Raw genomic sequence first — 13,105 nt, forward strand, 5'->3', positions numbered from 1 at the left:
CGGGACGTGCAAATTACGGCACTTTTAACGCGTCCAGCCGTTATTATCAACGCGCCGCTTTTAAATCAACTCCCTATGAAACGACTGCTCTTTTTATTGCCTACTCCACTCCTGCTGCTCGGTTTTTTCCTGTCCACTGCCCAAACATCCAAACCCATGCCGCTGGAACAAACCCTGCGCGAATACCGCTGGAAAAACCGCGTGCTTCTGCTGGCCGCGCCCACGGCCGAACAAGCCGATTTTCAAACCCAAAAAGCCTTACTTGCTACCGAAAAGACCGAAATGGCGGCCCGCGATTTCGTCGTGCTGGAAATATTTTACAACCAGCTTTCCGCCGCTGACCAACAGTTTCTAACGAAGGAAATCGGGGTTTCGCCCCCGCAATTCGCGGCCGTGCTCATCGGCAAAGATGGCGGGGTGAAGGAGCAAAGCCGCCGCCCCATTCCGCCCGCCGACTTGTTCGGCACCGTGGATAAGATGCCCATGCGCCAAGCCGAAATGCGGAAGAAATAGCCGGTGGTTTTTTACCCCAACGACTTCGTGAAGCCCACCTTAATCTTCAACTGGAAATCAGCAATGACCTTAAAAATCTCCTTCAGCGTCACCTGCTCCACTTTGGTTAGCATTTTCGGGTCGAGGTAGTTATCGGGCGTCACGTTGTCGTTGATAATCTGGACGGCCTGCTTTTTTAGGCGCACGCCCATGAGGTAGTAGTAGGATTGCAGCAGTTCGTGGGCCTCCCGCTCGGTGAAGATGCCCAAGGCCTTGAGGGCCTCCAGCCGCTCGCCGGTATTGGTAGCGAAAATGCGGTGCTTGAGGGCGTACATCCGCACCAAATCGACGATGGGCGACATGGTTTTCTTCAGGTTGAACACTTGGTGCGCGCCGTGGGCGAAGGTGCGGATGTTGTTGAAAAACGTGAGCGGCGGCTCGTATTGCAGCGCGTTCACGGCCATGTGGTTGAAGAAGCGCTCCACCGGCTTTTGCAGCTCCCCGGCCAGAAAATCGTGTAGTTCGTCCATGATGGCGGGGTCGCCGTAGAGGTAGCGGCAGTCGAAAGAGGCGGCGAATTGCATGCCGGTTTCGGGGTTCGAGTCGGTCATCCACGCCACGTAGTTGCGCTTCCAGTGCGAGAGCGAATGCGTCCATTTCGGGTTTTTGGCCATGAAGCCGCCCTCGCAGTAGCTGAACCCGATTTCGTTGAGCTGGTCGCTCACCATTTCGGCGAATTTCAGGAAATAGTCGCGCACCAGCTCGCGCTGTTCGTTGGCCTTGTCTTCGTAGATAATGGCGTTGTCCTGGTCCGTGAGCAGGGTTTGCTCCTTGCGGCCCTCACTACCCAGCACCATGTATACGAACCGGGCCGGCGGCGGCCCCAGCTCGGCAATGGCCCCCTCAATGAGCTTCAGGGCAATGGCGTCCGACACGGTGGTAATGACCTGATTCACGATTTCGGGCTTCACGCCGCGGTTCAGGAGCTGGTACACCATTTCGGGCACCTGCTCCCAGCGGCGCTTCAGCTCGGGCACGGCCTGCGCCTGCTTCACCGACTGAATGAAGATGAACGGCGACTGCGCCTGGTCGTCGGTCAGCAGCTTGTTGCGGCTCAGGAAGCCCACGTACTCGCCATCGGTTTCCACCAGCAAATACCGCGTCTTGGTTCTGAACATCAACAAAATGGCCTCATACACAAACGCCCGCGAGCTAATGCTCACCACCGGCGCATCCACAATGGTTTCGACGGGTAGGTTAGCATCGGCGCAGGCCGCTACTACCTTGTCGCGCAGCGTGATATCCGTCACGTAGCCGATGATGTGGCCGTCCACATCGGCATTGGTGATGAAGTAGCAGCTGGTGCGGGCGGCGGCCATGCGCTGCGCCACTTCGAAAATAGGCGTGTAGGCGGCGCACACGTCAAGCGGGCGCAATTCCAGCGTCTCAATGCGGCGCGAAAACAGCTGGTCCGAAGCTAGGTAGCTGGAGCCGGCGCTGGTGGCCGGCCGCACAAAATGGGCGTACTCCTCATTCAGCATCCGCTGCCCATAGCGCGTGGTGAAGAAGTGGAAGAAGCTCTCGTAGCCCTGGCACAGGGCCAGAAACTCGCGCCGGTGCAGGAAGTACACGCGGGTATGGCGCTTGGCCACCACCGTGCGCAGCGATTTTTTCTTGTTGAGTAGCAGCGAGATGCCGCCGTAGCACTCGCCGCGCCGGGTGAGCTCCACCACGCGCCGGTTCTGCTGGCTGTCGTAGAAAAACGTCTCGTACTCGCCCTCCACAATGATGTCGAGGCCCCGCAGTTTCGTTTCGTCCTGGTAGTAGATGACGCCTTCGCGGGGGTGGCGCACTTCTTCCAGGCCCTCGGCCACTTCGGCCAGCACGTCTTCGGGCAGGCGGTCGAAGGGCTTCACGGTGCGCAGGAAATCGAGTTTTTCGCTCATGGGGCAGGGTGTCGAAGGGTTAGCAGGTATTCTGGAAGTTGGGGTAAAACTAGACCGTCATGCAGAGCGTAGCGAAGCATCTTTACCTCATTGGTAAACCAATCGATTGGATTGCATTGCGCGGTAAAAATGCTTCGCTGCGCTCTGCATGACGTTCTTCCGAATCTTTCACATCAATAAAAACACCGCCAGTAGCACCAGTGCCACGCCGGCCAGCAGCAGCCACGGCGCCACGCCAATGCGCAGCTTACGCTGCCGACGGCGCGCCAGCCGGGCCTGCGGCGTAGGCAGCCCGATGGGTATTTGCTGCGCAATGATTTCGTCGGTAATTATGCCCTGCGCCCGCATCTGGAAGAAGCAGCGGGCCGTGGCGCGGGCATCTACCAAGGCGTCGTGCTCACGGAGCAGCGGCTCCTGAAACAGGCGTTGGTGCAGCTCGCCCAGCCGCAAAAAGCCCTGAGTACCGTGGCGCAGCAGCGGCCCCGTGGCCCGCATGGTGCAGAACTGGGGCAGCCCGGGCAGTAGGTTTTTCAGCCCGGCCCGGTAGAAGCCCACGCCCAGCATGTGGAAGTCGAGTTGTATGAAATGGGCCACTACGCGGGGCTGGTAGTGCAGCAAATCGCGGTGTAGGCGCTGCATCACGGCGTGGCGCGAGCGGCCGTTGGCCTGCAAAAACTCCGACGTAAGGCCGTGGATTTTGCCCGACTCCGGGCTCAGGTCGTAGTCGCTGGGGCGGATGTAGTGGTTTTCGGCCTTCACTTCCTGGCCATTGGATGTACATATTACCCAGGCCAGCTGCACGATGTGCGGCCAGCTGTCGCGGCTGGCGTACGGCTGCGTCCAGTCGCGCGGAATGCCCGACGTTTCGGTATCGACGAACAGAAGGTAGTCCTTCACGGGGCCGGGTGCGGCGTTTATTTAGGCTGCTGCTGGTGCCAGAGCGACGACTCGCGCTTCATCAACCGGGGCTGAATCACGATTTTGCGGGGGGCCTGCTCGTGCTCCTGCACCATTTCGAGCAGCAGGCGCATGGCGGCCAGGCCCATTTCCTCGCAGCACTGGTCTACCGACGTCAGGTTGGGCTCGGTGAGCAAGGTGAAGCTTTCGTTGCTGAAACCCGACAGCGCAATGTCCTCGGGGATGCGCAGCTTGCGCTCCTTGAGCACGCGCATAGCCCCCGCCATGGAAAAGTCGCTGGCCGAGAACACGGCCTCGGGCGGCTCGGGCAGAGCCAGCAGCTGCTCCATGCCAGCGCGGCCGTCGGCCTCCCACATCTCGCTGAACAGCACCAGCTCTTCCTCAATCGGAATGCCGTACTCCAGCAAGGCCTGCCGGTAGCCCCCAAAACGGTTGATGTAAATATTGAGGTGCTGCGGCCCGCCGAAGTGGGCAATGCGCCGGCAGCCCTGCTCCAGCAGGTGCTTCGTGGACTGGTAGCCGCCCTGGAAATCATCGAGCTCCACAGCATTTACCTCCGGGCCGTCCAGAATGCGGTCGAAGAATACCAGCGGAATATCGCGCTTCTTAATTTTATCGAAGTGCTTGTAATCGTGCGTAGTACGTGCCACCGACACCATAATGCCGTCGACCTGCGCGTTAATCATCGTGTCCACGTTCTTCTGTTCCTGCACGTAGTCCTCGTTCGACTGGCACAGCAGCACGTTGAAGCCGGCCCGGTTGGCCACGGCCTCGGCCCCCTTCATCACCTGCGAAAAGAAGTGCCCGTCGATGTGCGGCACGATGACGCCCAGCGTGTTGCTGCGACCCTTGCGCAGAGCTGCCGCCAGGTGGTTGGGCTGGTAATTAAGCTGTTCGGCCAGTTTCCACACGCGCTTGCGGGTGGCTTCGCTGATGCGCGAGTGGCCACTGAGCGCCCGCGAAACCGTAGAAACGGCCAGGTTCAGCTCCTTGGCAATGTCCGAAATAGAGGCGCGTTTTTGAGCCAAAGCGGAAATGAGTTAGTGAGTGGGGGCTAAATGTAACCTACTGGTTCCATAACAGGGATGAAGTGCGGAACGTTAGCGGCAATTATCGAATCGGTTCAGGAAAATCCGGGCCGCTAAGTTGCCCGTCATGCTTCGGCTGCGCTCAGCATGACGTTCTCTTTCCAGTTATGATTTCTGAATACTTCCAGCAGCACTACTGAGCCGCCTTGTAATGCACCTCCGACTGCTCCCGCAGCCGCCCGGCGCTGAACTCCGGCGTGATGTCGCGCTGCGGGTCGCCCAGCATCTCGTAGCCCACCATAAACTTGCGCACCGTGGCCGAGCGCAGCAGCGGCGGGAAGAAGTGCATGTGCAGGTGCCATTCCGGGTGCTCCTGGCCATCGGTGGGGCACTGGTGCAGGCCGGCCGAATACGGGAAGCTGATGCTGAACAGGTTGTCGTAGCGAATGGTGAGGCGGCGCAGAATATCGGCCAGCGCGTCGCGCTCGTCATCAGTCAGCTGGATGATATCCTGCACCGGGCGGCGGGCGATGACGATGGTTTCGAACGGCCACACGGCCCAGAACGGCACCAGCACCACGAAATGCTCGTTTTCGATGACCACCCGCTCCTTCTGCTCCAGCTCGATTTTCAGGTAGTCGCTCAGCAGTGTGCGGCCATGCTCCTGGAAGTAGGCCAGCTGCTGCGTCGTCTCCTTGGCGGGCTCGCCGGGCACGGTGCGCTGCGCCCAAATCTGACCGTGCGGGTGCGGGTTCGAGCAGCCCATCATCGGGCCCTTGTTCTCGAAAATCTGCACGTAGTTGATGTCCGGCCGCGCCCCGAGCGTCGTGAATTCCTCCACCCAGAGGTCCACCACTTTGCGGATGGCGGGCGTTTCCATCTGGGGCAACGTCAGGTCGTGGCGCGGCGAGAAGCAGATGACGCGGCACACGCCCGACTCGGCTTCGGCCCGCAACAGGCCGCCTTCGTTGATGCCGCCGGTGGGCACGTCGGGGGTCAGCGCCCCGAAGTCATTGTTGAAAACAAAGGTGTCCGTGTACTGCGGGTTCACCTCGCCGCCCACGCGCACGTTGCCGGGGCAGAGGTAGCAGGTGGGGTCGTAGGCGGGACGCTGGTCCTGCTCCGTTTCCTCTTGCTGGCCCTGCCAGGGGCGCTTGGAGCGGTGCGGTGACACGAGCACCCACTCGCCCGAAAGGGCATTGAAACGACGGTGCGGGTGTTCGGTGGAATCGAAAGTGGCGGGCATGGACTGGTTTTTTAATGCTATTAATGGCCATCATGCAGAGCGCAGCGAAGCATCTTTACCTCAATAGTAAATCTGATTACTTCATAGGTAAAGACGCTTCGCTGCGCTCTGCATGACGGCCTTTTTGTTAGGTTCTGACTTAGGAATCTACACGGCCACCGCCCCTACCCCGCCCACAATCGTGGTCTGGTAGGTTTCCAGCGTCATTCCGAATTTTTCCTGATACGCCGCGCTCACGCTGGCGATGAATTCATCCACCTTATCGGGTGCAACCAGGTTGATGGTACAGCCGCCGAAACCGCCACCCATCATGCGCGAGCCGAATACGCCGGGCGCAGCTTTGGCGGCTTCCACCAGCACGTCGAGTTCGACGCAGCTTACTTCGTAGTCGTCGCGCAGGCCAGCGTGGCTGGCGTACATCTCCTGGCCGAAGGCGGCGAGGTCGCCGGCTTCGAGGTGGCGGCAGGCCTCCACTACGCGGGTATTTTCCTTCACCACGTAGGCGCAGCGGCGGAACACGGTGGGGCCCATCTCGTCGCGGTGGGCTTCGAGCTGGGCCAGTGTGGCATCGCGCAGGGCCATGATGTGCGGGTAATGCTGCTGGAGCGCCGCCACGCCGCGCTCGCACTCCTGGCGGCGGGTGTTGTAGGCCGAGCTGGCCAGGCTGTGCTTCACGCCCGAGTTGCAGAGCACGATGCGGCAGGCCGTGGTATCGAAGGGAAAATACGCGTAATCGAGCGAGCGGCAGTCGAGGCGCACGACGTGGCCGGGCCGCCCAAACGTGCTGGCAAACTGGTCCATGATGCCGCACTGCACGCCGGCATACGTATGCTCGGCCAGCTGCGCGATGCGGGCCAGCTCCATCTTATCGAGGTTGGTGCCCAGGAAATGATTGAGCGCAAAGGCCAGCCCGCACTCCACGGCGGCCGACGACGACATGCCCGCGCCCATGGGCACGGTGCCGGCAAACACGCAGTCGAAGCCCGGCACGGCGTGGCCGCGCAGCTGCAACTGGGCCGCCACGCCCAGTAGGTAGTTGGCCCAGTGCGTGGCGCTAGGGCTGATTTCGGCGGCGTTGGCCAGTTCAAATTCCTCGCCCAAATCATAGGCTACGAGGCGGATTTTCTCGGTTCCGTTCAGGCCCACGGCGAAGCTCATTTCCTTATCCACGGCGGCGGGCAGCACGAAACCGGCGTTATAGTCGGTGTGCTCGCCGATGAGGTTGACGCGGCCAGGGGCGCGCACCAGCAGCGGCGCGTAGCCAAAGCGTTGTTGAAAATCGGCCTGAACGGCCTGGATGAGCGGAGTGGGCATAGAAAAATCAGTGGAAAAACGACCAGACGAAAACCGAACGCAAGCGGCAACACAAGACTACGCAACTTCGGGCCAGTTGGCCAAGCCAGCACATTTGTGGCCCGAAAAGTACGGCGAAGGCGTTACATTTACGCAATCGTTTGTTTGAAAACAACGCCTCGCTTTCGCTTATGGTACTGGCTCTGACAGCAAAATACGGCGAAGCGGGACCGTTCATAATCGTACTTTAGATAAACGATAGCCTAATTCTTATTGATGCCCTTTTCGCTCGTGTTCTTCTCGCTTTTCCGCCATTCCCGCATGTCTTCACGGTATTTGTCTCTGGTATTGCTCAGCTTCTTTTTCCAGGTTTTTAATGCTTCACCGGCCAGCGCTCAAAAGGATGCCAAAGAGCCCGGCGGCGACGTTTTCGTGGATAAAAAAGGCGTGCTGCGCTGGCAGAACACCCGGCAGGAAGTGGCCCTTTTCGGGGTAAACTACACCGCCCCCTTTGCCTACTCCTACCGGGCGCACCAGAAGCTGGGCGTGAACCTGGAGCAGGCCATCCGGCAGGACGTGTACCACCTGGCCCGGCTGGGCGTCGATGCGTTTCGGGTACACGTCTGGGACGTGGAAATCACCGACACCACCGGCAATCTGCTCGAAAACGAGCACCTGCGCCTGTTTGATTTTCTGGTGAATGAGCTGAAGCAGCGCGGTATCAAGCTCATCCTCACACCCATTGCCTACTGGAACAACGGCTACCCCGAGAAGGACTCGGGCACCGGCTTTTCCAGCATCTATTCCAAGGGCGAGGCCTACACCAACCCGCGCGCCATCGCGGCCCAGGAGCGCTACCTCACGCAGTTTCTCAACCACCGCAACCCCTACACTAAAAACCTCAACCGCGAAGACCCGGACATTCTGGCCTTCGAGGTGTGCAACGAGCCGCGCTACCATAAGCCAGAGGTCCAGGTCACCAGCTTCGCCGACCGCATGGCCGCCGCCATTCGGGCCACAGGCTGCCGCAAGCCGGTGTTCTACAACATATCGGAAAACCCCGATGTGTACGAGGCCATTCTCAACGCCAAAGTCGACGGCCTAACCTACCAGTGGTACCCGCAGGGCCTGGTGAGCAACCACACGCTGCGCGGCAATTTCCTGCCCTACGTGGACCAGTACCCCATTCCGTACCGCACCGATGCCCGCTTCCTGAACAAGGCCAAGATGGTGTACGAGTTCGAGTCGGCCGATATTATTCAGCCGGTGATGTACCCGTTTATGGCCCGCAGCTTCCGCGAGGCGGGTATCCAGTGGGCTACGCAGTTTGCCTACGACCCGCTGGCCCTGGCCTATGCCAACACGGAATATCAAACCCATTACCTGAATCTGGCCTACACGCCGGCCAAGGCCCTGAGCCTGCTCATCGCGGGCAAGGCGTTTCGGAGCGTGGGGCGCGGGCAGTCGTTTGGGCGCTACCCGCAGGACTCGGTTTTCGGCGATTTCCACATCAGCTACCGGCTGGGACTGAGTGAGATGAACTCGCCCGAGGAATTTTATTACACCGCCAACACCAACACCGCGCCCCGGCAGCAAGCCAAGTTGCAGCACTTGGCGGGCGTGGGTTCGTCAGCAGTGGTGAGCTACGGCGGCACCGGCGCGTATTTTCTCGATAAGCTGGCTCCCGGTGTGTGGCGCTTGGAAGTAATGCCCGACGCCATAGCCATCCGCGACCCGTTTGAGAAAGCCTCGCTGAGCAAGCCGGTAACTCAGATTTCGTGGAATGACCAGCCGCTGGAAGTGTCGCTGAGTGACCTGGGCCGCAGCTTCACCCTCAAAGGCCTGAACGAGGGCAACGCCGCCCAAACCCAGGCCGCCGACGGCCGCGCCACCGTGCGCCCCGGCGTGTACCTGCTGGCCGCGCCCGGCAAATCCACGACCGCTTTCACGGCCCAAACGGCCTTTCAGCACATCAAGCTGGGCGAATTCGTGGCCCCGAAACCAACGGAGTTAGGTCCGCAGGTGCGGCACACCGCGCCGGCCCAGGCCACGGCGGGCCAGCCACTGCGTATCAGCGGCACTATCAGCGGCTTGGCTCCGACGGACAGCGTGTTCCTCGTGGCGCAGCACTACTACGGCCAGACGCGCACCCTGCCCATGACCACCCGCAGCTACTCCAATGTAGACGCTACCGTGCCCGCCGAGCTGCTCTATCCCGGCCAGCTTCGCTACTGGCTGGTGGTAAGAAAGGGCACGCAGACGCTTACATTCCCCGGCGGCTTCAGCGGCCAGCCGCGCGACTGGGACTTTGCCCACGCCGAGCATTACGAAGTGCCCATCGTGGCGGCCGGCGCGCCGTTGCCCCTCTTCAAGGCCAGCCGCGACCAGGAGCGCATCGAAGCCCACGGCCTTGCCCCCAACACCTGGACCGACTACGTGACCCTGCCAGACGGCGCGCTCGCCCTGCGCCTAATGCAAGGGCCACCCCGGCCCAACCAGCCCGCCGCCGCTAACGGCCCAGTCGCCAGCCTGCGGGCGTTTTTCGGCGATAAGCTGGCGGGCCGCGCCACCGATTTGGCCGGCTTTAAGGAAGTGGTGATACGCGCACGCAGCAGCCAGCCCGGTGCTAAAGTGAGCCTCACCCTGACCACGAAAGATGCTGTGGCCTACGCTGCGCCGCTGACGCTGAGTACGGAAGTACAGGAAATCCATCTGCCGCTCAACTCTTTCCAGATGGCGGCGCTGCTGCTGATGCCCCGGCCCTACCCCGGTTTTTTGCCCCTGCACTACCAGGCTCCCGGCGCGGGCAGCCTAAAAATTGCGGAGGCCGAAGTGCTGCACCTGACCTGGGAAGTCACCGGCAGCCCGGCCAGCGTGGACATCGAATCCATTTCGTTGCAATAGCCTCTAAGTATCTGATATTAGGCAGTAGTTGACGGACGAGCGGCTCCTACCGCGTAACGTCATGCTAATATTTCCCACAACAATTCTCTGACTGAATACTTTTCTTAAAAATTCCGTAATATCCCCTACTTATTCAATGCGCCCTTTGCCCTCCCCCGCCGAAATGATGAGAAGCTTACTATTGCTGTTGATAATGGGGACCGTCATCGGGCTGCCGCACCACGCCATGGCCCAGACCACGACGCCTTTTGCTAAAGGGGCCGATGTGAGTTGGGTGAGCCAGATGGAGGCTTCTAACTACCGCTTCTATAACGAGGCCGGCACCCAGCAGGACCTGTTTCAACTGCTGCACGACCACGACATGAACGCCATCCGGCTGCGGGTGTGGGTGAACCCGGCCGGCGGCTGGTGCGGTAAAAACGACGTCATCACCAAAGCCATCCGGGCGCACAGCCTGGGCTTCCGGCTCATGATTGACTTCCATTACAGTGATTCTTTCGCCGACCCCGGCAAACAAAACAAGCCCGCCGCCTGGGTTGGCCACACCCTCGCCCAGCTGCAAACCGATGTGTATGACCACACTTACGATGTATTGGACTCTCTAAAAGATAACAACATCGTGCCCGAATGGGTGCAGGTGGGCAACGAAACCAACGACGGCATGCTCTGGCCCGAAGGCCGCGCCTCAACCAACATGGCCAACTTCGCTAGTCTCGTCGACCGGGGTTACGCGGCCGTGAAGGCCGTGAACCCGACTAGCAAGGTCATCGTACATATTTCCAACGGTTTCAACAACGGCCTGTTTCGCTACCTGTTTGATGGGCTGCGGACCAACGGGGCTCGGTACGACGTCATTGGCATGTCGCTGTACCCCACGGCCGCCAACTGGCCCACGCTCACGGCGCAGTGCCTCGCCAACATGAACGACATGGTGAGCCGCTACCCCGGCAAGGAAGTGATGGTGGTGGAAACCGGGATGCCCGCCAACGTGCCCATTCCCGCCCAGCAAATGCTGCTCGACCTCATGGCCAAAACCCGCGCCGTGCCCAACAACAAAGGCCTCGGCGTGCTCTACTGGGAGCCCCAGGCGTATAACTGGATGGGTTACGGCCTGGGCATCTGGAACACCAGCGGCCAGCCCACCGTGGCCATCAACGCCTTTCTGAACAACCCGCCCAGCCCCGGCCTGGTCTACAACCCCGGTTTCGAGTATACCGCCGCCACCCAAACGCCGCTGGGCTGGAGCACCGCCTCCACCGCCGATGCCGATGCCGACCTAACGCAGTACTACGGCTACGCCAGCTCCTACCAGCTGGGCCACCAGAAGGCCACCGCCTATCAGGTACGCACCTACCAGCTGCTCGCCAACGTGCCCAACGGCACTTACACCCTGCGCGCCTGGGTGCAAAGCAGCGGCGGCCAGACCCAGTGCCAGCTCTACGCCAACAGCTTCGGCGGCACCGAGCTGGCCACCACCCTGCCCACCACCGGCACCTGGACGCGGGTGCAGGTGAGCGGCATTGTGGTGAGCAACGGGCAGTGCGAAATCGGGCTGCGCTCCAACGCCCACGCCGGCGAAACGGCTAGCATTGACGACGTAGAATTCGTATCTTCATCCGTAACTTCTTCCGTGCTTGGCGCTGGCGTATCGGGCTTCACGGCTCAAGTATTTCCGAACCCGGCCACGGGGGCCCGCACCATAGCCCTGGTGCTCGACCGCGACGAAACAGTGCAACTCGCGCTCTACACCCTCACGGGGCAGTTGGTGCGCACCCTGATGCCGGCCCAGCGCCTGACGCGGGGCGCGCATCAGCTTTCGACCGAAGCTACCAGCATTGCGCCCGGTACTTACCTGCTGAAAATTATGCATGGCGACCAGGTTGCCATGCGCCACTACGTGCAGCTGTAGCCACCGGCATTTCCCTCTGTTTCCCATTATTCCCATCATTCAACTCACTTTTCAAACTCCCCCAACATGAAAATCTTTACGCTCGCAGCCATGGGTGCCCTAACGGTCGCCTCGCTCACTGCCCACGCGCAGTTCACCGTTGACGGCCAGGCCTCAACCGCCGAAATCGGCACGGGCCCTGGCAAATATCAGCTGGCCGGCTCCTACACCGGCACCCACCTCGACCCCGACCGCGGCCTGAAATCGGTATACGTGGGCTACACCGCTACCACTCTGAATATCATGGTGGTAGGCTCGGCTGAATCGGCCACGACGGGGGCCTACCGCGCCCTCATCCTGTACCTGAACACGCCAGCGCGCTCCGGTGCCCCGGCCGGGATTCAGCTGGCCGGCGGCCTGGATACCGGTGGGTCGCCCTTCGCCCACCGCCCCACCATGGACCAGGAAGTGGATTACGGCTTCCGCGCCGTGGTGGGCCCCGGGCCCACCGATGTGTATTTCAGCGCCGTATCTTACGTAACGGGTGCAGGCACTCAGCCCGTGGGCACCGACCCCTACGTGGGCTCGGGCACCAAAACGGGAACCCCGGTGACCTCCACCACCGCCGTGCTGCCCGGCACCCGCTTCGCCTACACCGGCACGGTTTCACTGGCGGCCAATACCACTAACACGGGCTTTGAATTCGAGATTCCACTGTCGGTGCTCAACAGCACCACTATGGTCGGGGCCGGCAGCCGCCTCGACTTGTTCGCCGCTTTCATCGACAGCAACGGGCAGTTCAACTACGCCGACATCATTCCGCAGGTGGCGGGCCGCACCACCGCCTTTGGCACCGACCCGAACTTCGCCACCATTCCCGGTACGCAATCGGTCGCATTCGCGCTGGGCACGGGCGTGCTGGCCAGCCGCAGCGCCGTGGCCAACGGCTTCGATTTCCAGGTGTACCCCAACCCGGCCTCGGCCACGTCCACCATTGCCTACACCGTGCCGGCCGGCCGGCAGCCGGTGTCGCTGGCCGTGTACAACGCCCTGGGCCAGCGCGTGCGCGCCCTGGCCAGCACCGAGCAGGCCGGCAGCCAGCAGATTGCCCTGGGCAGCCTGCCCGCCGGGGCTTACCTGGTGCAGCTGCAAATCGGCGGCCAGCTTACCAGCCGCAAGGTGGTGGTGCAATAACCGATTCTGAAACCTCGCTCACAAGGCGGCTCCTCTCCGGAGCCGCCTTTTTTTTTGCTAGCAGCTACATAATCTAGCGGTTACGTATTTTTTGCAATATTCAAATGATAATTATGTATATATTAATTAACAATTTATTATTATGTACCAATTTTTATATATATTTAAATAATGATTTAAATCACTTTTATACATT

General features: G+C 60.8%; 9 protein-coding genes. 4 read left to right on the forward strand and 5 right to left on the reverse strand.

The features are described 5' to 3' along the window. The first annotated feature begins 75 nt into the window (after positions 1-75). Positions 76-513 carry a DUF4174 domain-containing protein gene (locus tag ACVWYF_RS12130; RefSeq protein WP_457068270.1) on the forward strand — a complete coding sequence of 146 codons (438 nt, stop codon included), beginning with the start codon at positions 76-78 and terminating at the stop codon, positions 511-513. 11 nt (positions 514-524) lie between these two features. Here ACVWYF_RS12130 and ACVWYF_RS12135 read toward each other — a convergent pair whose 3' ends face one another. The 5 genes from ACVWYF_RS12135 to galK all read right to left on the reverse strand — a co-directional run bounded on the left by ACVWYF_RS12135 (position 525) and on the right by galK (position 6,944). Next, positions 525-2,438: a DUF294 nucleotidyltransferase-like domain-containing protein gene (locus ACVWYF_RS12135; RefSeq protein ID WP_457068273.1), complete on the reverse strand. Its 1,914-nt coding sequence runs from the start codon at positions 2,436-2,438 to the stop codon at positions 525-527. Positions 2,439-2,606: 168 nt separating this feature from the next. Then, positions 2,607-3,335, reverse strand: coding sequence for a 3'-5' exonuclease (locus tag ACVWYF_RS12140; RefSeq protein ID WP_457068276.1), 729 nt, complete (start codon positions 3,333-3,335; stop codon positions 2,607-2,609). A gap of 17 nt (positions 3,336-3,352) precedes the next feature. After that, positions 3,353-4,384, reverse strand: coding sequence for a LacI family DNA-binding transcriptional regulator (locus ACVWYF_RS12145; protein ID WP_457068278.1), 1,032 nt, complete (start codon positions 4,382-4,384; stop codon positions 3,353-3,355). A gap of 193 nt (positions 4,385-4,577) precedes the next feature. After that, positions 4,578-5,630 carry a UDP-glucose--hexose-1-phosphate uridylyltransferase gene (locus tag ACVWYF_RS12150; RefSeq protein WP_457068280.1) on the reverse strand — a complete coding sequence of 351 codons (1,053 nt, stop codon included), beginning with the start codon at positions 5,628-5,630 and terminating at the stop codon, positions 4,578-4,580. 147 nt (positions 5,631-5,777) lie between these two features. Beyond that, complete coding sequence (gene galK, locus ACVWYF_RS12155) at positions 5,778-6,944, reverse strand: galactokinase (RefSeq protein ID WP_457068283.1); 1,167 nt, start codon at positions 6,942-6,944, stop codon at positions 5,778-5,780. Positions 6,945-7,244: 300 nt separating this feature from the next. On the opposite strand from galK, the gene ACVWYF_RS12160 reads away from it, so the two are divergent. The 3 genes from ACVWYF_RS12160 (at position 7,245) to ACVWYF_RS12170 (ending at position 12,909) form a co-directional block, all read left to right on the forward strand. After that, entirely contained in the window at positions 7,245-9,827 is a 2,583-nt protein-coding gene (locus ACVWYF_RS12160) for a cellulase family glycosylhydrolase (RefSeq protein WP_457068285.1), read from the forward strand. A gap of 163 nt (positions 9,828-9,990) precedes the next feature. After that, complete coding sequence (locus ACVWYF_RS12165; RefSeq protein ID WP_457068287.1) at positions 9,991-11,736, forward strand: glycosyl hydrolase 53 family protein; 1,746 nt, start codon at positions 9,991-9,993, stop codon at positions 11,734-11,736. Between the two features lie 66 nt (positions 11,737-11,802). Beyond that, complete coding sequence (locus ACVWYF_RS12170) at positions 11,803-12,909, forward strand: T9SS type A sorting domain-containing protein (protein WP_457068290.1); 1,107 nt, start codon at positions 11,803-11,805, stop codon at positions 12,907-12,909. The last annotated feature ends 196 nt before the right edge of the window (positions 12,910-13,105 follow it).

It is taken from the genome of Hymenobacter sp. UYAg731, from assembly GCF_054061335.1.